The organism is Alphaproteobacteria bacterium, from assembly GCA_015231795.1.
Classification (GTDB): Bacteria; Pseudomonadota; Alphaproteobacteria; order Rhodospirillales; family WMHbin7; genus WMHbin7.
In genome coordinates this window covers 166805-187019 of record JADGAX010000007.1, presented here as the reverse complement: position 1 = coordinate 187019, position 20215 = coordinate 166805, and the positions used below count along the sequence as shown (strand labels likewise).

17 protein-coding genes and 1 tRNA gene are annotated in these 20215 nt (G+C 61.5%); 8 read left to right on the top strand and 10 right to left on the bottom strand.

What is annotated here, in order from left to right; translation table 11 throughout:
• Window positions 1-49: 49 nt before the first annotated feature.
• Window positions 50-126, bottom strand: a tRNA-Arg gene (locus HQL44_14575).
• 250 nt (window positions 127-376) lie between these two features.
• Between HQL44_14575 and HQL44_14570 the strand changes: the two genes are divergently transcribed.
• From HQL44_14570 to HQL44_14555, 4 genes are all read left to right on the top strand, one after another.
• Entirely contained in the window at window positions 377-1531 is a 1155-nt protein-coding gene (locus HQL44_14570) for a hypothetical protein (GenBank protein ID MBF0269807.1), read from the top strand.
• Window positions 1532-1681: 150 nt separating this feature from the next.
• Complete coding sequence (locus HQL44_14565) at window positions 1682-3103, top strand: mannose-1-phosphate guanylyltransferase/mannose-6-phosphate isomerase (GenBank protein MBF0269806.1); 1422 nt, start codon at window positions 1682-1684, stop codon at window positions 3101-3103.
• Between the two features lie 80 nt (window positions 3104-3183).
• Window positions 3184-3333: a hypothetical protein gene (locus HQL44_14560; protein ID MBF0269805.1), complete on the top strand. Its 150-nt coding sequence runs from the start codon at window positions 3184-3186 to the stop codon at window positions 3331-3333.
• A gap of 103 nt (window positions 3334-3436) precedes the next feature.
• Window positions 3437-3937 (top strand): acyltransferase, encoded by a 501-nt coding sequence (locus tag HQL44_14555; GenBank protein MBF0269804.1) that lies wholly within the window; start codon window positions 3437-3439, stop codon window positions 3935-3937.
• Between the two features lie 45 nt (window positions 3938-3982).
• Here HQL44_14555 and def read toward each other — a convergent pair whose 3' ends face one another.
• Window positions 3983-4495 carry a peptide deformylase gene (gene def / locus HQL44_14550; GenBank protein ID MBF0269803.1) on the bottom strand — a complete coding sequence of 171 codons (513 nt, stop codon included), beginning with the start codon at window positions 4493-4495 and terminating at the stop codon, window positions 3983-3985.
• 47 nt (window positions 4496-4542) lie between these two features.
• On the opposite strand from def, the gene HQL44_14545 reads away from it, so the two are divergent.
• Window positions 4543-5409, top strand: a complete 867-nt coding sequence (locus HQL44_14545; protein MBF0269802.1) for a carbohydrate kinase family protein — start codon at window positions 4543-4545, stop codon at window positions 5407-5409.
• Here HQL44_14545 and nudC read toward each other — a convergent pair.
• Entirely contained in the window at window positions 5376-6293 is a 918-nt protein-coding gene (gene nudC / locus HQL44_14540) for an NAD(+) diphosphatase (GenBank protein MBF0269801.1), read from the bottom strand. The genes HQL44_14545 and nudC overlap by 34 nt on opposite strands.
• Window positions 6294-6358: 65 nt before the next feature.
• Here nudC and lepA point away from each other — a divergent pair, with 65 nt between their 5' ends.
• Window positions 6359-8158: an elongation factor 4 gene (lepA, locus tag HQL44_14535; protein ID MBF0269800.1), complete on the top strand. Its 1800-nt coding sequence runs from the start codon at window positions 6359-6361 to the stop codon at window positions 8156-8158.
• A gap of 103 nt (window positions 8159-8261) precedes the next feature.
• Here lepA and HQL44_14530 read toward each other — a convergent pair whose 3' ends face one another.
• From HQL44_14530 to scpA, 3 genes are all read right to left on the bottom strand, one after another.
• Entirely contained in the window at window positions 8262-8552 is a 291-nt protein-coding gene (locus tag HQL44_14530) for a hypothetical protein (GenBank protein ID MBF0269799.1), read from the bottom strand.
• Between the two features lie 93 nt (window positions 8553-8645).
• On the bottom strand, window positions 8646-10427 hold the full coding sequence (locus HQL44_14525) for a hypothetical protein (protein ID MBF0269798.1): 1782 nt from the start codon (window positions 10425-10427) through the stop codon (window positions 8646-8648).
• Between the two features lie 89 nt (window positions 10428-10516).
• Window positions 10517-12667 (bottom strand): methylmalonyl-CoA mutase, encoded by a 2151-nt coding sequence (gene scpA / locus HQL44_14520; protein ID MBF0269797.1) that lies wholly within the window; start codon window positions 12665-12667, stop codon window positions 10517-10519.
• 100 nt (window positions 12668-12767) lie between these two features.
• On the opposite strand from scpA, the gene HQL44_14515 reads away from it, so the two are divergent.
• The gene (locus HQL44_14515) at window positions 12768-13616 is read left to right on the top strand and encodes a DUF4743 domain-containing protein (protein ID MBF0269796.1); all 849 of its coding nucleotides are present in this window, start codon (window positions 12768-12770) and stop codon (window positions 13614-13616) included.
• Here the strand turns inward: HQL44_14515 and HQL44_14510 are convergent, their stop codons facing one another.
• Window positions 13617-15104, bottom strand: a complete 1488-nt coding sequence (locus tag HQL44_14510; protein ID MBF0269795.1) for a CHAD domain-containing protein — start codon at window positions 15102-15104, stop codon at window positions 13617-13619.
• Window positions 15105-15287: 183 nt separating this feature from the next.
• On the opposite strand from HQL44_14510, the gene HQL44_14505 reads away from it, so the two are divergent.
• Window positions 15288-16622 carry an SPOR domain-containing protein gene (locus HQL44_14505; protein MBF0269794.1) on the top strand — a complete coding sequence of 445 codons (1335 nt, stop codon included), beginning with the start codon at window positions 15288-15290 and terminating at the stop codon, window positions 16620-16622.
• A 27-nt stretch (window positions 16623-16649) separates the two neighbouring features.
• Here the strand turns inward: HQL44_14505 and HQL44_14500 are convergent, their stop codons facing one another.
• The 3 genes from HQL44_14500 to HQL44_14490 form a co-directional block, all read right to left on the bottom strand.
• Complete coding sequence (locus HQL44_14500; protein MBF0269793.1) at window positions 16650-17156, bottom strand: hypothetical protein; 507 nt, start codon at window positions 17154-17156, stop codon at window positions 16650-16652.
• Between the two features lie 64 nt (window positions 17157-17220).
• Complete coding sequence (locus HQL44_14495) at window positions 17221-19734, bottom strand: EAL domain-containing protein (protein ID MBF0269792.1); 2514 nt, start codon at window positions 19732-19734, stop codon at window positions 17221-17223.
• A gap of 26 nt (window positions 19735-19760) precedes the next feature.
• Entirely contained in the window at window positions 19761-20168 is a 408-nt protein-coding gene (locus HQL44_14490) for a response regulator (GenBank protein MBF0269791.1), read from the bottom strand.
• Window positions 20169-20215 lie beyond the last annotated feature (47 nt).

Below are 20215 nucleotides of genomic sequence, written 5' to 3'. Positions count from 1 at the left end.
TGCAGCCCCGCTGGGGGATGCACCCTTGGTGCCCAGTTTTGAACGGGAGTGGCGCACCCGGAGAGATTCGAACTCCCAACCCCCAGATTCGTAGTCTGGTGCTCTATCCAGTTGAGCTACGGGTGCGCAAGGGGGCCTGAAATACGCCAGGAGCCGGGGCCGGTCAAGAGAAAACAAGACCTTCCCCCTCCCCTTGCATCCTGACGCTATAATTGCTCATGTCTTGCCGCCTGGGCGGATTTTCCCGCTAAGGGCTTGAATTCCAGCTTGTGGATAGGGGGGGATGTGGGTAAACTCCCCTCGATTTCGTGCCGGGGAGCGATTCTAATAAGAACGGCGGCGCGAGCAGTTTGGCTCACCAAGGTGAATGAAAACAATGGCTCGATCGAAAGTCACGGCAGCCATCCTGACGACGGCGCTTGCGCTTGGGGGATGTTCGTTTGCGTCTGATGCTCTGTTCCCATCGCTGACCGGAAGCGATCCGGCGGGGGAAGAGGGAAATGCACAAGCCACGGCGCCTGCGCCTGCGGGCAAGGCCGCTGTAACGACGGCAGCGCCCGCCAGCCCGGCGCCGCCCTTGGGAACGACCTCGTTCGAATCGCCCGGCGTCACGCCTGGCCAGTCGACCGGCACCTTCGTCGGGCAGAAGGCGGGGCAGATGCGCGGCGAGTTGAGCCAGCTTCAAACCACCATGACCAGCCTGAACCAGCAGCTTCAGCAGGTTCGCGCCCAGACGGTGCAGGATTCGCAGCTCTATCACGGCACCCTGTCGGCGATTAATTCCCGCCTGCAGGTGGGCACCACGCCCGGCAACCCCATCTTGCTCCAGCAGTGGAACGCCGCTTCGGTCGAGTTGGACAAAATCAACGACGACATCGCCAAGATGAACGCCCTGGCCAGCGAGACCTCGCAGGGCGCCACCCTGGCCGCCTATCTTCTGGATACGGTTCGCGCCACTCGCGGCCTTTCGGGTGCCGTCGATGAAGACCATCGCCAACTGACCGTGCTGGAAGACGAAACCAACCGCACAGTCGTGCTGATCGAGCGCGTCCTGACCGAACTCAGCCAGGACATCACCCGCCAGCAGTCCTATCTGGGCAACGAGCGCAGCAACCTCAATCTGCTGGCCATCGCGGTCAAGAACGGCCAGTTCTACGGCACCAGCTTGGCCAACCGTAGCGCCATTCCGCAGGTTTCCGTCCCGGTGGCCGACGCGGCCCCCATGGCGGGCGGCAAGCCTTTGATGGTCATCAAATTCGACCGCCAGAACGTGGCCTACGAGCAGCAGCTTTACACCGCCGTCAGCCGCGCGCTCGAGCGCAAGCCGAACGCCACTTTCGATCTGGTGGCGATCAGCCCCTCGGCGGGCACGGTGTCGCAGCCTGCCCTGACCGCCTCGATGTCCAAGAAGGATGCCGAGCAGGTCATGCGCTCGCTCAACAATATGGGCCTGCCTTCAACCCGCGTGCGCATGACGGCTTCGTCGTCGTCTACCGCCACCTCGCCTGAAGTGCATCTGTTCGTGCATTGAGCATTCGGGAACATCATAACCAAAGGGCGCCATCCGGCGCCCTTTGCGTTTGTGGGACTCCGATCTATAGTTTTGCCGTCCAACAGGGAAAGCAGCATGGCCAAGACTTCGGCGAAGAAAACAGCCCCTAAGCCCGTTCTTGCAACTGCGATGGATCAGCGCATCCATCCGGTGATTCTGTCCGGCGGCGCAGGCACCCGCCTTTGGCCGATGTCGCGCGCCCTCTATCCCAAGCAGCTTCTGGCCCTGGTCAGCGACAAGAGCATGCTGGAAGAGACCGTAAGGCGGATCGACAGCCCGCAATTCGCCGATCCTTTGGTGATCTGCAATGACGAGCACCGCTTCATCGTGGCCGAGCAATTGCGCGGCATGAAGGCCACGCCGACCGCCATCGTGCTGGAGCCTGAAGGGCGCAACACCGCCCCCGCCGTCGCCGTGGCCGCGCATATGCTGGCCGCCCTCTCGCCCGACATCGTCATGGCCGTCATGCCCTCGGACCACACGGTCGTCAACACCAAGGCCTTTCGCGCCGCTATGACCCAAGCCGCCGAAGCAGCCAGGCAGGGTTATCTGGTTACCTTCGGAATCACCCCCACGGCGCCGGAAACTGGATATGGCTATATCAAGGCGGGACAAGCGATCAAGGGCTGCGCGGGCGCCTTCTCGGTTGATCGTTTCGTCGAAAAGCCCGACCGCAAAACGGCCCAGGCCTATCTGGCCGATGGCAGCTATTCCTGGAACAGCGGCATTTTCGTGATGACCGCGGGCGCCTATCTGGACGAATTGAAGAAGCACCATCCGGAAATCGTCCGGGCCACGCGCATTGCGCTGGCCAATGCGCGGCGCGATCTTGATTTCCTGCGCCTGGAAGCGGAATCCTTTTCCAAGGCCACCAGCCAGTCCATCGACTATGCGGTGATGGAGCACACCAAGAAAGCCGCCATCGTCCCCGTGAACATGGGCTGGAGCGATGTGGGATCGTGGCGCGCCCTTTGGGAAATCGCAGGCAAGGACGAAGCGGGCAACGCCATCTCGGGCGACGTGCTGACCGAAGACGTCCACAACTCGTTCATCAAGGGCGACGGCACGCTGGTGGCCGTGGTGGGGCTGGACAATGTGGTGGTGGTGGCGACCGACGATGCGCTGCTGGTGTCGTCGATGGACAAGGTGCAAGACGTCAAGAAGATCGCCGAAAGCCTGAAGGCGCAAGGGCGCAAGGAGCATCTGACGCCATCGAAGGTCTATCGCCCCTGGGGCTTCTATCAAAGCCTGGAAGAAGGGGAGCGCTATCAGGTCAAGCTGATCCGCGTCAATCCCGGCGCTTCGCTATCGCTGCAGATGCACCATCATCGGGCCGAACATTGGGTGGTGGTCAAGGGCACGGCCAACGTCACGCGCGGCGAGGAGACCATCTTGTTGCACGAAAACCAATCGACCTTCATTCCGCTGGGCGTCGTGCATCGCTTGGAAAATCCCGGCAAGGTGCCGCTGTCGATCATCGAGGTGCAGTCGGGCAGCTATCTGGGCGAAGACGACATCGTGCGCATCGTCGATACTTACGGGCGCAATTAGAATGTATGTACCCGCTCGACGGGCGCGGGAAGATGCGTTACATTATGCATCATATTCGATCATTTAAGGATGAAGTCGTCATGGATGCTCAGGCATGGCAAGACATCCAAGACCGGATTGAATGCGCCGAGGCCATCATTGCCATCCACAAGGGGTTGACGCGAGTCTGTGCCGGTCGGGGGGTGGACGCCATGGCCTTTTTCGATGAACAGGGCACAGGCGCCACATGAAGCGGTACAGAGTTGTCATTTCTCTCATCGCCGCCGACAGCGACGATGGCGGAAAGCCAGACCATGTGTTGCCCTCCGCTGTGCACGACGCGACAATCAGCCGATGACCCCGCTCGACCAGTTGCGCGACCTTATTGCGGCACTCCGTGCCGAGAAGAAGGCTAGGTCCAACCGCCACGTTTCGCTCGGCGATCTGCTGACCGAGCGCGAAGATACCGCCCGCTTCCTCGGCTTCGGCAAGGGTGCGACCTGCTACAACAACGTCCTTGTCCTGGGCGAGGTGACGGTCGGCGAGGAAACCTGGATCGGCCCGAACGTCATCCTTGATGGCTCCGGCGGCTTGGAGATCGGCCATCACTGCTCGATCTCGGCCGGGGTGCAGATATACACTCACCATACGGTCAAGTGGGCAACGTCGTTCGGCAAGGAACCCGTCGAGCGAAAGCCGACCAGGATCGGATCGGGCGTCTACATCGGACCGAACGCGGTCATCCAGATGGGCGTGACCATTGGCGACAGGGCGGTCGTCGGCGCCATGGCTTTCGTCAACCGCGACGTGCCATCGGGCGCGAAGGCTTGGGGAACGCCAGCCAAGTTACGCTAGGCCTGAGCGCACCCGGAAATTGGAATCCCAACCGTGGTCACGTCGTCATTCATCGCTTTTCTTGAATTCCTCGGCATAGCCGAAACGCGAGAAGTCCTGGATGCGGGCGGGATAAAGGATGCCGTCCAGATGGTCGCATTCATGCTGCGCCACGCGGGCGTGATAGCCCTGCGCCTGGCGCAAGATGGGCTGGCCGTCCAGCCCGAACCCTGAATAGCGGATGGACATGAAACGCGGCACCGTGCCGACCAGCCCGGGCAGCGACAGGCAGCCCTCGCCCCCATCTTCCATCTGATCGTTCAAAGGTTCGATGACCGGATTGATCAGCACGGTCAGCGGCACTTCTTCCGCGGCGCGCTGGGCGGGAACGAAAAAGATCACCAGCCGCAAAGGCACATGCACCTGAGGTGCGGCCAAACCCACGCCGCCCGCATCGGCCAGCGTCTCGACCATATCCTGGACCAGTCGGCGCACGTCGGGCGCTGTCGGATCGGCTATCGGCTGCGCAATGCCGCGCAAGACAGGGTGGCCCATGCGGGCTATCTTCAAAATCGCCATATGGCTAGATTGTCTGAAACAAATTGATTTGAAAAGAGGATGTGAAGATGGCGCGCATTCTGGTCTTGGGAACCGTGGCGCAGGATCTGGTGGTGGGGCTTCGCCAGGCCATTCTTTCAGGCGGCCATCAGGACGGCATCGACAAGGGGCCGCGCCTGGGCGGCGGCGGCGCCAATGCGGCCGTGGCCCTGGCCCGCGCCGGAGACGCGCCGCTGCTGGTGGCCGCCGTCGGCTCGGACCCGGTGGGCGACGCTTTGCTGGCGGAACTGCGCAGCCTGGGGGTTGATTTGTCCCTGACCGTGCGCCTTCAGGGCGGCTCGTCGCGCTCGATCATCATGACCGACCCGGCTGGCGAGCGCACGATCGTCAATCTGCGCAGGCTGTTGGAAAGCGAGCCGCCCCTGCGCATCACATCCGTTGCCGCCGACGTCATGTATGTGCGTTCGCGCCATCAGGGACTGGCCGGCTTGATGGCCGAAATGACAGGCCGCATGACGGTGATCGCCCATGTGCCGCCATGCGCACCCAACTCGGTTCCGGCGCAAATTCTGGTCGGCTCGAAATCGGATCTGGACGGCGGTTTCCTGGCCGATCCCTTCACCCATGGCATGGCGGTTTCCGGCGGGCGTTTGGAATGGATCGTCATCACCCATGGCGCCAAGGGAGCCGAGGCTTTCGGGCACCATGGACAATGCTTGTTTCAGCCTGCCCAAAAAGTCGAAGTGGTGGACAGCACCGGCGCTGGCGACGCCTTCGCCGCCGGTCTTTCCCATGCCCTGGCCCGTAAAATGGGCATGGAACAAGCGCTAAAAATCGCCGTCGCCTGGGGCACGGCGGCCACCCAGTATGAAAGCTCGGCTCCGGGGGAAGGGTTTCCTGCCTACCCCTGCTCCAGCCAGCGCGAGATCAGTTGATAGGCAATGGAATCGCGCCTGGGCAGGAACATGCCCTTGCTTTCGAAAGCCAGCACTTCGTCGCGGGTAAACCAGCGCACATCCTCCAATTCATGGGCGTCGCGGGTGATCTTGAAACTTCTGGCCCGAGCGAAAAACGCCAGCATCAAGGATGCGGGAAAAGGCCAGGGTTGCGAACCGGCATAGATCACCCGATCAACTTCGATCCCCGCTTCTTCGGCCACTTCGCGGGCCACCGCCTCTTCCAATGTTTCGCCAGGTTCGACGAAACCGGCCAGGGTAGCGTACATGCCCGCTGGAAAACGGGGAGCGCGGCCCAAAAGTGCTCGATGCCTGTTCTCGTCGATGACAAGCATGATCACGGCGGGGTCGGTTCTGGGAAAGACCACAGTGCCGCAACTCGGCTGGGTGCAACGTCGCTGATGCCCGCCCTGTTCCGAGAAGGTGGGAGAGCCGCAGACCCCGCAGAATCGGGCCTGACGGTGCCAATGCAGCAATCCCTTGGCCTGGGCCAGGATGGCCGCCTCGCGGCCCGGCAGAACGGGGCCGATTTCCCGCAGATTCACGAAAGCCGTGCCCGGCCCCAGCGACGGCCCCGCCTCGTCGTCAGAAAGCGGGGTCAGGTCGCTGGCGAAAACCGGCGCCCCGTCCATCAGGCCCAGGAACACGGTTTCCGCGGCCGCCGCCATGGCTTCGCGCAATCCGGCAGCGGGCAGCAGCACGGCCCTGGGTTCGGCCCCGGTCAGGACCAAGCTGTTGCCCTTCCACATCGGCACCAATAGCGCCCTGGATTCGCCCGCCAAGTGGGCCAAATGGCCCGCATCCCGCCTGAGATGCGACGCCCGGCCAACCCCGGAACCGGCATAAATGATGTTTTCGAACATGGCGTTAGATTCGCACAGAAGGACCGGTTGCGCCAAGACCTCGTTGGCCCTATCTTGCGCCCGCCATGACAGATCTTAGCCATATTCGAAATTTCGCCATCATCGCCCATATCGACCATGGGAAATCCACCCTGGCCGACCGGCTGATTCAAAGCTGCGGCAATGTCACCGCTCGCGACATGCGCGAACAAATCCTCGATTCGATGGATATCGAGCGCGAGCGCGGCATCACCATCAAGGCCCAGACCGTGCGCCTGGCCTATACGGCCAAGAACGGCAAGACCTATCAGTTGAACCTGATGGACACGCCGGGCCATGTCGATTTCGCCTACGAGGTCTCGCGCTCGCTGGCCGCCTGCGAAGGCTCGATCCTGGTGGTCGACGCCAGCCAGGGCGTGGAAGCCCAGACCCTGGCCAACGTCTATCAGGCCATCGAGAATCATCACGAGATCGTGCCGGTCTTGAACAAGATCGACCTGCCGGCGGCCGAGCCTGAGCGCGTGCGCGAACAGATCGAGGAAGTGATCGGCATCGACGCTTCCGAGGCCGTGCTGGTCTCGGCCAAGTCGGGCATCGGCATCGACGATCTGCTGGAAGCCCTGGTCACCCGCCTGCCGCCCCCCAAGGGCGAGGACAAGGCCCCTCTGAAGGCTCTGCTGGTCGATTCCTGGTACGACCCCTATCTCGGCGTCATCACCCTGGTGCGCGTCGTCGATGGCGTCATCAAGAAGGGCATGAAGGTGCGCATGATGGCCACCGGCGCCGTCTATGAAGTGGACGCCGTCGGCTATTTCACGCCCAAGTTGGTGCATCTGCCCGAACTGCGCCCCGGCGAAATCGGTTTCGTCACGGCAGGCATCAAGGCGGTGGCCGATTGCGAAGTGGGCGACACGCTGACCGACGACAAGGCCCCCGCCACCACGCCCCTGCCCGGCTTCAAGCCCAGCGTGCCGGTGGTGTTCTGCGGCCTGTTCCCGGTGGATGCCGCCGATTACGAACATTTGCGCGATTCGCTCTCCAAGCTGCGCTTGAACGACGCCAGCTTCAACTATCAGCCGGAAACCTCGGTCGCCCTGGGTTTCGGCTTTCGCTGCGGCTTCTTGGGCCTGCTGCACCTGGAAATCATCCAGGAACGCTTAGAGCGCGAATTCAATCTCGACCTCATCACCACCGCGCCCAGCGTGGTCTACAAGGTCTATATGACCGACGGCAGCGTGCAGGAGCTGCACAATCCCGCCGACATGCCCGACCCGGCGCGCATCGCCAAGATCGAGGAGCCCTGGATCAAGGCCACCATCCTGGTGCCCGACGAATATCTGGGCGACATCCTGGGCCTGTGCACGCAAAGGCGCGGCCAGCAGCAAAACCTGACCTATGCCGGCAAGCGGGCGATGGTGGTCTACCGCCTGCCCCTGAACGAAATCGTCTTCGACTTCTATGACCGTTTGAAGTCGGTCAGCCGCGGTTATGCCAGCTTCGATTACGACATGGACGATTACGCCGAAAGCGACCTCATCAAGCTGTCGATCCTGGTCAATCAGGAACCGGTCGACGCCTTGGCCTTCATCTGCCACAAAAGTGTCGCCGACAATCGGGGCCGCGCCATCTGCGAGAAGCTGAAGGAACTGATCCCGCGCCAGATGTTCCAGATCGCCATCCAGGCTTCCATCGGCTCGCGCATCATCGCCCGCGAAACCATCTCGGCCCTGCGCAAGGACGTGCTGGCAAAGTGCTATGGCGGCGACGTGTCGCGCAAACGCAAGCTGCTGGACAAGCAGAAGGAAGGCAAGAAGCGCATGCGCCAGTTCGGCAAGGTGGAAATCCCGCAATCGGCCTTCCTGGCCGCGCTGAAGATCGGGGACTAACTAAAATTGTATTTTGGAGCGTAGCGACTGGCGCATTGAGCGCCCGCGCGAATTTTCGCGCGCGAGCCAAGGGCGGAGCCCGCCCGGCGTCTGAGGGAAGATATTAAGCGTACCTTCTGCGACCGAAACCACGCTTCTTGCGCGGACGGAAAGCCAGAATCATCAATGCGCCGACAGGAAGGATGACAGCCCAGGCAGGCCAGGACAGTACGTCCTGCCACAGTTGGGCGCCGCTGGCATCGAATTCAGGAGGGGTTCCCAGGAACAAGGCCCACAAATCGGCAGCCGCAATAAAATCATGCGTACCGGTACCCAGGGCGGCAATCGCCTCCGAGGACGCCAGTAGTGCCGAAACCAGGACGAGTACCCACCCAAAGAGCCTAAAGAGAACCATTCTGTCCCCGTTGTAACGATACGAGTCGTTATTCACGGACTATGCCAGGAAAATAGGAAAATGCAAGCCCTGTCGTAAGTTGCGGGCCGTCGATCATCCGTCGAGTGAAGAAGTATATTCTACCAGAATCGACATAAAACGACGGATATACCTACCCGTATCGCATAGCGGCGAGTTCAACGCCAGACTGCGCAGCCCATGGCGTAAAGAAACCAGACGTTGCGCATCCTTCGCCAGTTCGACCGCCAGCCGGGCATAGGAGTCTTGATCGGTCGCCACCAGTTCGCCCAACCCCACCGCCTTCAGGTGACTGGCGGCGTGCCTTCCCGCGATACGCTCGCCCAGCATCGCAATCACGGGCGCGCCCATCCAAAGCGCTTCGCAGGTGGTCAAACCGCCGGAATAGGGTTGTGAATCGAGAACGACATCCACCAGGCCATAGCGCGACAAATGCTCAAGATGATCGGCCTCGCCCAGCAAGGTCAGGCGGCTTGCATCGACACCATGCTTGCGAAACAGCGCCTTCACGCGTTCTTGCGCAGCGTCGTATTTCAAATTCGGCGCCGCGATCAGCAGTCTTGAATCTTGAAGTTCGCGCAAGATGGCGCTCCACAATTCGATGCAATCTTCGCCGATCTTGAACAGGGCGTTGAAACTGCCGAAGGTGACAAACCCGTTTTTCGCAAACGGGGCTGGCGATACATCCGGAGCATAGGCTGGCGGCGCATAGACCAGCGTATCGGGTTCCAGATAAAGCACCCTCTCGGTAAACCGCGCAGCATTTTCGGGCGGCAATTGCGTGCCGTCATGGATCAGGAAATCCATCTGGCTCAGCCCCGTCGTGCAGACGTAATCCATGAAACTGATCTGCATGGGGGCCGGGCGCAGCGCGAACAGCCCCAACCGATTGCCCGCCGTATGGCCATTCAGATCGAACAGAATGTCGATGCCGTCGGCCTGCACCAGATCGGCGGCTTGCGCATCGTCAAGTGGTGTGATGTCGCGCCAGTCGTCGCACATCTCCTTGAAGCGCTGGGTTAGGGCGTCTTCCTTTCTGGTGTTCGAATAGAGCGCCACCGTCCAACCGCCCTGTCGGCATCCCCGCAGCAAGGGCGGCAGAAACACGCCGGTAGCGTGATGGCGAAAATCGGACGAAACGAATCCCAGACGTAAAGGCTGACCCATCTTATGGCGCCAAGGCGGGCGGCCCGGATCTGGAAATTGCCGCCCCCAATGAAGATGCCGCTCGACGATTTCGGCAAAGGAAATGTCGGGGCGGTAATGCAAGGCCATCAAGGCGGCGGAAGCGAAGGACGAATCTTGCTCCGCCGCCCTGGCGAAATCGGCAGCCGCCTGTTTGCCATCGCCGATCAGCAAATGATTTTGCGCCAGATGCGCCAGCACCTGGGCATCCGGCTTGGCGATGGCCGAGAAATGGCGAATGGCCACTTGCAGATCGCCAGCATCCTCGGCCATTTCGCCCAAGACCCGATTGGCCGCATCCAGCCCCGGATCAAGCCCCAGCGCCCACCAAGCCTTGACCTTGGCCTCGCCCAGTCGTTCCAGCAATTTTAAGGCCGAAGCCTGATTGGCTGGCCAGACGGCGCTGGCGGGATCGACCTTCTCGGCGGCTTGCCAGAGCGCTAAGGCGGCATGGCTCCAACCGTGGCCGAACAATTGCCCGCCCAGACCACCCAGATCGCCTGCCTGCCCCCCGATGATGGCGCAAAGATGGGCGAAGGACTGGCGGGCCGCCATCTTGTCGCCCATGCGCGCCTGGGCCTCGCCCATGCCACCCCAGGCGGCCAGATTAAGCGCATCCAGCTTGGCGGCTTCCTGGAAAGAGGTCAGCGCGTCCTGCAGACGATTTTGCACAAGTGCGGCCTGACCGGCCTGGATATGGCTGGCTGCATAGAAGAACCAGGCTTCGCTTAACCGTGCCTTGGGATCTTGCAGGTCGCTGGTCAGGCGGCTTTCCTCTTTGTTGCAAGCAAAGCCAGAATTTCCGAAGCCGCCGCCGGAATGTTGGTGCCGGGACCGAAAATGGCCGACGCCCCGGCGGCCTTCAGGAAATCATAGTCCTGCGCCGGAACGACGCCGCCCACCACGATCAGAATGTCCGAAGCCCCGGCCTTCTTCAATTCATCGGCCAGCAGCGGCACCAGCGTCTTGTGGCCGGCGGCCTGGCTGGAAACGCCGATCACATGCACATCGTTCTCGACGGCCATGCGCGCCGCCTCGTCGGGCGTTTGGAACAAGGGGCCGACATCGACATCGAATCCCATGTCGGCGAAGGCGGTGGCGATCACTTTGGCGCCGCGATCATGCCCATCTTGGCCCAGCTTGACGACCAGCAAGCGCGGACGCCGACCTTCGGCCTTCGCGAAAGCATCGACCTCGGCCCGGATATTGGCAAACATCTGGTCTCCTTCATAGGCGGCGCCGTAAACGCCCGAGACGGCGCGATGCTTGGCATTATAACGCGAATAGACAACTTCCAAAGCGTCCGAAATCTCGCCCACCGTGGCGCGGACCCGAGTGGCCTCGACGGCCAAAGCCAGCAGATTGCCCTGGCCGGTCTTGGCGGCTTCGGTCAAGGCGCCCAGCGCCGCCTTCACCTTGGCGGAATCGCGCGACGACTTCAGCTTGGACAGGCGCGCCACCTGCGAGGCCAGCACCTTGGCATTGTCGACGTCCAGCACCTCGATCGGCTCGCTGCTGGTGGGCCTGTATTTGTTGACGCCGACGATGGTCTCAAGACCCTTGTCGATGCGGGCCTGCCTGCGGGCCGCCGCCTCTTCGATGCGCATCTTGGGCAAACCGGCTTCCACCGCCTTGGTCATGCCGCCCATTTCCTCGACCTCGGCGATCAGCGCCTCGGCCTCGGCGACCAGCGACGCGGTCAGGCTTTCGACATAGTAGCTGCCGCCCAGGGGATCGATGACGGCGGGAATGCCCGTCTCTTCGGCGATGATCAATTGAGTGTTGCGGGCGATGCGGGCCGAAGACGGCGTGGGCAGCGCAATCGCCTCGTCCAGCGCGTTGGTGTGCAGGCTTTGCGTGCCGCCCAGCACGGCGGCCATGGCTTCGATGGTGGTGCGGATGACGTTGTTGTAGGGATCCTGCTCGGCCAGCGACCAGCCTGACGTTTGGCAGTGGGTGCGCAATGCCAGGCTCATCGGGTTCTTGGGATCGAAGGGCTTGATCAGCTTGGCCCACAGCACGCGGGCCGCCCTCAGCTTGGCGACCTCCATGAAGAAGTTCATGCCGATGGAAAAGAAGAAGGACAGGCGGGTGGCGAATTCGTCGATAGCCAGGCCGGTATTCAGCGCCGAGCGCACATATTCCAAACCATCGGCCAGCGTGTAGGCCAGTTCCTGCACCGCCGTCGCCCCGGCTTCCTGCATGTGATAGCCCGAGATCGAGATCGAATTGAACTTGGGCATGTTCTTGGCGGTATAGCCGATGATGTCGGCCACGATGCGCATGCTGGGGGCTGGCGGATAGATGTAGGTGTTGCGCACCATGAATTCCTTCAGAATGTCGTTCTGAATGGTGCCCGACAGCTTGTCTTGCGAAACGCCCTGCTCTTCGGCGGCCACGATATAGCCCGCCAGCACGGGCAGCACCGCGCCGTTCATGGTCATCGAGACGCTCATTTTATCGAGCGGGATGCCGTCGAACAGAATCTTCATGTCTTCAACGGAATCGATGGCCACGCCCGCCTTGCCGACATCGCCGATCACCCTGGGATGATCGGAATCGTAACCGCGATGCGTGGCCAGATCGAAGGCCACCGACAGGCCCATCTGACCGGCGGCCAGATTGGCGCGGTAGAAGGCGTTCGATTCCTCGGGCGTCGAGAACCCCGCATATTGGCGGATGGTCCAGGGGCGGTTGGCGTACATGGTGGCGCGGGGTCCGCGCAGAAACGGGGGGAAACCCGGCAGATTGTCCAGATGCGAAAGCCCCTCGAGGTCGGCAGCCGTATAAAGCGGCTTCACGTTGATGCCTTCCGCCGTCTTGCGGATCAGATTGTCGGGACTTTCACCCCTCAAATCCTTGACCGCCAGATTGCGCCAATCCTCGATTGTCTTTTTCGCGAACTCGGACATAGGTTGTTCCTTATCGATTTTTAAAGCGTCTCTCCTCAAGAGACCTATATAATCACCCCTCTTTTGGGTTGTCCACTCCCACCCCTTTACGGAGCCGTTCTTGTCCTATTTAAAGCACATCGTTGAATGCAACGCCTTCGATCCAGAGCGTTTCCGCCCCTTCGTCGTCGAGGGGCTGTCCGTGGGATGGATCAGGCCTGACATGGCCCTGCGCCTTGGCGCCTTTTCCGGCATTTTCAGGGTCGAGGACGATCAGGTTGGCCTGTCTTCCACGCTGACAACTGTCGAGGCCAGAACCGAAGCGGTGGGTAAAGCCATGCAGGCCCTGGCCGGACAGGGCGTTCTTCAACCCTTGCGCGGCGAGATGTATCCGGTGGTGGCCGATTGGGGAATGCCGGAACTGTTGCGCGTCGACCGCTCGGCCGTGCACGCCCTGGGCATTCTGGCGGTGGGGGTGCATCTGAACGGCTATGTGGGGCGCGGCCCCGATCAAAAATTGTGGATCGCCAGACGCGCCAAAGACAAGGCGGTGGCGCCCGGAAAGCTCGATCATCTGGTGGCGGGCGGCCAGCCTGCTGGGCTGGGCCTGATGGAAAATGTCGTCAAGGAATGCGCCGAAGAAGCCGACATTCCAGAAGCGCTGGCCAGGAAAGCCGTGGCCGTTGGCGCCATCCGCTATTGTTTCGAAAACGAGCAGGGTCTGCGCAACGACCTGATCTTTTGCTACGACCTGGAATGCCCGGCGGATTTCAAGCCGCATCCCGCCGACGGCGAGGTCGAGGCCTTCGAACTTTGGCCAATCGCCAAGGTGCAAGAAACCGTCCTGGGAACGCGCGACTTCAAGTTCAACGTGCCCCTGGTGCTGATCGATTTCATGATCCGCCACGGACATGTCACGGCCGAAAACGAACCCGATTATTTGAAGCTGATCAAAGGGCTGCGCGCTTAATCATCTCCAGAACTTGTCTTGGCGTTTGAAGTCGTCCCAGGCCTTGACGACTTGCTCCTCCAACAAGGCGGCCCGGCCCGCATGCCAGCCTTCGACGAAGCCCACGCCATGATGGAGCGCCGCGTCGCGGGCTTTGGCCCGCCGATCTTCCAGTACGCGCCTTGCCACCGCGATGTCGTTCAGATGCCCCAGTACATCGACCAAATGGGTCAGCGCTTCCAGATATCGCTGCGTCTTGGTCTCGGGAAAAAGAGTATTCAGAAATTCGGCGGCGTAGCGCATCTTCTTGCCGCGAATGCGAAGCGCGTGACGGGCCGGGGGATCAAGCATCAGGAAATCGCGGCCCGCCTTCATCAGCTTGCGATGACGCTTGTCCAACGCCTTGCTGGCGAACGGGCGAAGATCGCCTTCCTCGCTGGCAGCACCTGTTTCGCTCCAGTCTTGCAAATCAAGCATCAGGCTTGCGAAAGCACGCTGATCGAGAGCGGGAAGCGCTTTCGACAACAGATCGTCGCGATCTTTAGCAAAGGACGTCTTCAATGCCTCGATCCCGGCATGATTGGGCAGCAGCGCCAACACCGGATCCAGGATGATTTCCTGAAATACATCGACGTCACGCACCGGCCCCAGCAATGAGGCCAGCGTTTTCAGTTGCGCGGAAATCCTGGCCGCCGGGGCCTCTTTCAAGAGCGGGCGGAATAGATTGATCGCCGATCTTAGCCTGCGCACGCCGACGCGCATCTGATGCACCCCCTCGACAGTGTCGCCGCCAGCGATGCAGGAACGGTTGGCGGCGATCTGTTCGATGCCGAGCCTGGCGATCAGCCTGAAAGCGCCGCCGACCGTCTCGATCCCGCGAAGCCCCATCCGTCTCGCCCGCCTGGCCCGGCCCGCATTGCCCTGGGCCAGAATCAGGGCGGCCTCCTGTTCGTTCAGAACCAAGTCGGCGGGAGCCATCTCGATCAGCAGGCGCGCCAACTGAACCAAGGCGCGCCAGCGCTGCGGCGAAGCGCTGAGGACGGCCCTGAAAACCTGGGCCTGTCTCTCCCCCTCCACGGTTTCGATCCGCCCGCTTTCCAGCGATATCGACAGCCGGGACGCCCCGTTTCCCGCCTGCTTGCAAACAACCGTCAAAGTCTCGACGGCAAAAGGGGCCATATCCAACCGACGCAGACCGGCCAGGGAGTTTTGCACCTCCAGCAAGCGCAAGTCCGGCTCGTCTCCCTCCAGCGGCAACATCCAACGCCCGAAGGGAACGGACTCGCTGCTGACGACCTGCATTCCGGCGGCGGCAGACGCATCCTTGCACAAGGCCAGCCCCACGCCGCTGCTGGCCAGTTCAAAGGCCTGACTGTCATAGCGGGAGACAAGACGATGAAAGCGGGGGGCGCTTTCCTGGCTCAGACCGGCCAGACGCGGGCTGCTCTCCAGGCGGCAAAAACCGTCCGAGTCGAACAATAAAACGATGGCGGGGCGGGCAGCGACCATGATCAAGCCTGAAACGGAACCGTCATAGGCGACTGTAATGCCTTGCGCTTTGCCTGTCCCCTGCTGGTTTGTGACATTTCCTTCCCTTCGGCTTGCGCCCACTCTTTGTATTGGATAGATTTGCTGACCGCTAAATATAGGGGGTAGCAGGTTTTGTTGGGATCGGTCGTGCTTGAGCGAGGAATGCGGCTCCTGCCCGTGGTGCTGGCTGTTTTCAGCCTCGGCGCCTGTGGCATGGCCTTCGACCCCGACAGCGCCCTGCCCGGCTTTTCCGCTGGCGCCGGTTCGGGCCGGACAGCCGACCCCACCGACATGGCCCTGGCGGCCCTGGCCAAGGGCGATTATCCGGGGGCCGAGACCCAGGTCGGCATGGCCTTGCGCAAGACGCCGCGCGATCCCTACGCTCTGCTGGCGGCGGGCCTTCTGTATCAGAATACCGGGCGGCCCAATCTGGCCCGCCAAGCCTATCAGGAACTGATGGGCGGGCGCGTGACCGCCGTGACCACCTTCCCTCCGGGCCAACGTCTGGTGCCGCGCAGCCTTTCCGAACTATCCAACATCAACCTGGGCTATCTGTCCGGCCAGCCCGCCGACCAATTGGCCAGCCAAGCGCTGTCCGCGCAGCCCGGTCGCGCCGACGTTCTGGGCGTTTCGCAAACATTCCAAGGGCCGCCGCCAGCGATGTCGGTGGCCAGCGCCCCTCTGCCCGCGGCGCAAATGGCGGGGGGAGCCTCGCCGGTTCTAACCGCCGCGCAACGTTTCGCCACCTTGCGCGAGTTGGCGGAACACGGGTTGATCACCGAAGACGAGTTCAGGGCGCGCCGTCAGGCCAATATCGGCGCCATCCTGCCGCTGACCCAACCGCCGCCCGGCGCCGGGCTTGATCGCCCCTCGCCCGCCAGCCAACAGATCATTTCTCGCCTGCAGGAACTGACCCGTTCGCTGGAGCGCGGCGCAATTTCGCCCGCCGAGCAGAATGCCGAGCGCCAGATGATCCTGGACGGTCTGCTGCCAGCCCAGCCCCGCAACCGCGCCAATCCGCTGCCCGCCCCCAAGGATTTCATGTCCGCCGCTACCGCCGTGGGCCAGCTTGAGCGGTTGAAAACGGCAGGCCTGCTGACCGCCGACGAATATGCCCGCGAGCGCGAGGCACTGGACCGCATCGCCCAGCCGCCAGCCCCGCCGCCAACGGCCAACCAGACGACGGCTTCTTCGCCGAAAGCGGCCTCGGGCACAGCGGCAGCCAGCGCCCTGCCTGCCAACATCAAAGGCAAGCCCGCCGTGCATCTGGCATCCTACAAAAGCCGCGAGCAGGCGGAAAAAGACATCGCCACTTTCAAGAAGAAGTTCCCGGAACTGGCCAAGCTGGGCATGCTGGCGATCAAGGCGGATCTGGGCAGCAAGGGCGTTTACTGGCGCTTGAAGGCCGGTCCGCTGGCCAATGCCAAGGCCGCTGCCGCCCTTTGCGCCAAGCTGAAGGCCAGTCGCCAATTCTGCGAACCCAGCGTTTTCGAATAAGCGTTTAAACGAGGCCGCCGGAAAGGCTCAGCGCAACGGCTGTGTGGTGATGACGCCGCCGCCCTGCTGATTTCCCGAACCGTAACCGCCGCCCGGAGAATAACCGACCGGCGCGCCCTTGGGCGAAACGGTCAATTCGGCCGACGAACCGTAGAGCGTGCCGCTTTTTATCTGCATCATCGCCACGCGGTCCATGCGGCGATAAGACAGGACGCTGACCGTCGAGCGCACGCTGGTCACTTCTTCCCAGCCGAATCGCGGCATCTCTTGCTTGAAGAAATCGAACAGTTCGATGGTGGTCATGCGACTGGTGAATGCCAGACGCCCGACCCAACTATCGGCATTGCCGAAAATCAGGGTGCGATCCAGATCCATGGTGGCGCTGGCGGGGCGCGGGATATCGGTAAAATCGCTGAAATGCGGGCTGATCGTTTCCTTTTCGCTGCGCGCGCTGGGCGTGAGCGTCGGGCCGCCGCAGGCGGACAGCGTCAGCAAGCAAGCCCCCAACAGGGCTTTCGCAAGGCCTATCTTCATTTCGCCGTTATCCCTCATGCAGCCCTTCTAACACAAAAGAGAGCGTGGGCCAACCAACGATACACTACTTATTGCGTTTCTTGGGCGGTGTCCGGATGCCCGGCGGTTGGAACAGCAAGTCTTGAACAAACAAACTCTCGAAATTTTCGGCACTTACCGGACGGCTGACCAAGTAGCCCTGAATCTCGTCGCAGCCATGGCTGCGCAGGAAGGCGATCTGGTCCTCAGTCTCGACGCCCTCGGCCACCACTTTAAGCCGAAGATTATGGGCTAGGCTGATGATGGCCGACACGATCTCGGCGTCGCTGTCGTCGGTGGTCAGGTCGTGCATGAAGCTGGCGTCGATTTTCAGGGCGTCGATGGGAATGCGCTTCAAATAAGCCAGACTGGAATAGCCGGTGCCAAAATCGTCGATCGAGGTTACGACGCCCATGGCGCGCAGTTCGTTCAGCATATGGGCTGCGATGTCCATATGCTCCATCAACACCGATTCGGTGACTTCCAGTTCCAGATATTTTGGGTCCAACCCGGTCTCGGACAGGACTTGGCGCACGCGCCCCACCAGATCGGCCTGATTGAACTGATGCGGCGAGATGTTAACCGCCATGCGGATGGGTGGCAAACCCCTATCCTGCCAGAGTTTGTTCTGCACGCAAGCGGCGCGCAGCACCCACTCGCCCAAGGGAACGATCAGGCCGGTATCCTCGGCCAGGGGGATGAAGTCGGCGGGCGGCACCAGCCCCAGATCGGGGTGGCGCCAGCGCACCAAGGCCTCGGCCCCGGCAATGCCGCCGGTGTCCAGATTCATCTTCACCTGATAGTTCAGCAGGAATTCGTCGCGCTCGAGCGCCTTGCGCAATTCGTTTTCCATCGCCAAACGTTCGAAGGATTTGGCGTTCATCTGGGGCGTGTAAAGTTGGTAGCTGTTGCGCCCCAGATCCTTGGCCCGGTACATGGCGATGTCGGCGTTCTTGACCAGCACTTCCGGGCTGTCGCCGTCTTCGGGAAAAACGCTGATGCCGATCGAGGTGGTGACGAACAATTCGCGGTCTTCGACCAGGAACGGCTCGCGGATGCTTTCGACGATGCGTCTGGCCAGACGCGCCGCATCCTCGACGTCTTGAATCTCGCTCATCAGAATGGTGAATTCGTCGCCACCCATGCGCGACACGGTATCCGCCTCGCGCATGCAAACCTTAAGCCGATTCGCCATCTCCTCCAACACGCGGTCGCCCACGCTGTGGCCCAGCGTGTCGTTGATACGCTTGAACAGATCGAGATCGAGGAACAAGATCGCCAGTCGCTGATGGTGGCGGCGGGCCGAATTGATGGCCATCGACAAACGGTCGTTGAACAGGCGGCGGTTGGGAAGCCCGGTCAGCACGTCGAAATAGGCTAGATTGCGGATGCGCTCCTCGGCCTTCTTGCGTTCCGTGATGTCGCTGAAGATTCCCGCATATTTAATGGCTCCGCCTTCCATGTCCTGAATGCGGGTGATGGTCAGCCATTCCGGAAAAATGTCGCCATTCTTGCGCCGGTTCCACACTTCGCCCTGCCAATGGCCCTTGGTGGTAATCGATTCCCACATCTGGTTGTAGAATTCCTGATCGTGGCGTCCCGATCTCAGCATGCCCGGCTTCTGGCCGATCACTTCCTCGGCCGTATAGCCGGTCAGGGTGCTGAAGGACGGGTTGATCGCCTCGATCACACCCTCGTTGTCGGTGATGATGATGCCGTCCAGCGAAGCCTCGATCACCTTATGCGCCAAGTTCAGATGGCGCTTCGATTCCTCGAGCGCTCGGTCGCGCTGATGCAAGGCGTCTTCCAGGCGGCGCACATATTCATGCTCAAGACTGGTCAGAATGTCGGAGAATGACAAGATGCCAGCCAACTCCCCTGTATCGTCGATCACGCCCAGATGGCGAAATCCCTTCTGTTCCAGAATGTCGCGCGCATACAACAGCGTGGTCTGCGAGGAAACGGTGAACAGGGGTTTGCTGGCGATCTCCTCCACGGGCTTGATCGGATCGCGCCTGGCGATCAGGCGCAGGATGTCGCGCTCGGTCACTATGCCGATGGGGCGGTTGGCGTCGTCGACCACCACGGCGGCATCCGAACGCTCGTGACGCATGGCCCTGATCGCATCGGTATAAGGAACGCTTGCCTTCACGGTTACCAGGGCGCGGGGCACGGCCGAGCGCACGTCGCGCAGATACATATAATGCTGGATGCCGAAATGCTTGATGACGTCGGTCTGGCTGACGATGCCCAGAAGCTTGCCTTGCGCACCAGTGATCACCAGATGGCGAAGCCCCTCTTCCTTCATGCGCCGTCCCGCCTCCGAGACGGTGACGTTGGGTCCCGACGTCACAAGGGGGGCGCTCATCACCTTGGCGATGGGAATGTCAAGCGAGCCGGAATTCTCAAGATCAAGCGCCAGCGCGTCATGCTCGGTCCAGATGCCGACCGGGCGCTCGCCATCGAGCACCAGAATCGAGCCGCACCGGCCTTCCTGCATCATCCTGGCGGCTTCGACCAGCGGCGTCGATGGTTCGCAGCACAGGACGTCCGTGCGCATGATGCTGCCGATAGTGCGATCCTCAGTCACTTCACAACTCCTTCAATGCCAACTGCCTGCAAGATTTTTGCCCGCAAGGCGTCTGGCGCCACCGGTTTCACAAGGTAGCCTTCCACGCCCATGGGGACAACCTGCTTGATCATATCGGCATCCGAATTAAGCGTAAGAATAAAGACCGGCACATTGCGCAGATCGGGCCGGACATGAGTACGCATGCTGCGCAACAATTCCCGCCCATCCATGGGTTCCATCGACAAATCGACGAAGGCAAGATCGGGAAGGAATGTCTGCATCAGCTCCAGCGCCGCCTGACCGTCTCCCGCCTCTTCGATAACCTGAATGCCAAAGGAATGCAGCATCCGGCGCATGATGGCGCGGACGAATTCCTCGTCATCCACCAGCAATATCTTCAGATCGCCCAGACGCGTTTGCATATCGATCCCGTGGTTGCGACGGCTAGTTTTATCAGGTTGTCACAAGC

What these genes read in the sequence shown, in the direction of transcription:
- def (MBF0269803.1), bottom strand. Translation starts at nt 4,495, where the DNA reads ATGGCGATTTTGAAGATAGCCCGCATGGGCCACCCTGTCTTGCGCGGC.
- HQL44_14490 (MBF0269791.1), bottom strand. Translation starts at nt 20,168, where the DNA reads ATGCAAACGCGTCTGGGCGATCTGAAGATATTGCTGGTGGATGACGAG.
- lepA (MBF0269800.1), top strand. Translation starts at nt 6,359, where the DNA reads ATGACAGATCTTAGCCATATTCGAAATTTCGCCATCATCGCCCATATC.
- HQL44_14505 (MBF0269794.1), top strand. Translation starts at nt 15,288, where the DNA reads ATGCGGCTCCTGCCCGTGGTGCTGGCTGTTTTCAGCCTCGGCGCCTGT.
- HQL44_14530 (MBF0269799.1), bottom strand. Translation starts at nt 8,552, where the DNA reads ATGGTTCTCTTTAGGCTCTTTGGGTGGGTACTCGTCCTGGTTTCGGCA.
- HQL44_14510 (MBF0269795.1), bottom strand. Translation starts at nt 15,104, where the DNA reads ATGGTCGCTGCCCGCCCCGCCATCGTTTTATTGTTCGACTCGGACGGT.
- HQL44_14495 (MBF0269792.1), bottom strand. Translation starts at nt 19,734, where the DNA reads ATGCGCACGGACGTCCTGTGCTGCGAACCATCGACGCCGCTGGTCGAA.
- HQL44_14500 (MBF0269793.1), bottom strand. Translation starts at nt 17,156, where the DNA reads ATGAAGATAGGCCTTGCGAAAGCCCTGTTGGGGGCTTGCTTGCTGACG.
- HQL44_14570 (MBF0269807.1), top strand. Translation starts at nt 377, where the DNA reads ATGGCTCGATCGAAAGTCACGGCAGCCATCCTGACGACGGCGCTTGCG.
- nudC (MBF0269801.1), bottom strand. Translation starts at nt 6,293, where the DNA reads ATGTTCGAAAACATCATTTATGCCGGTTCCGGGGTTGGCCGGGCGTCG.
- HQL44_14555 (MBF0269804.1), top strand. Translation starts at nt 3,437, where the DNA reads ATGACCCCGCTCGACCAGTTGCGCGACCTTATTGCGGCACTCCGTGCC.
- scpA (MBF0269797.1), bottom strand. Translation starts at nt 12,667, where the DNA reads ATGTCCGAGTTCGCGAAAAAGACAATCGAGGATTGGCGCAATCTGGCG.
- HQL44_14560 (MBF0269805.1), top strand. Translation starts at nt 3,184, where the DNA reads ATGGATGCTCAGGCATGGCAAGACATCCAAGACCGGATTGAATGCGCC.
- HQL44_14565 (MBF0269806.1), top strand. Translation starts at nt 1,682, where the DNA reads ATGGATCAGCGCATCCATCCGGTGATTCTGTCCGGCGGCGCAGGCACC.
- HQL44_14545 (MBF0269802.1), top strand. Translation starts at nt 4,543, where the DNA reads ATGGCGCGCATTCTGGTCTTGGGAACCGTGGCGCAGGATCTGGTGGTG.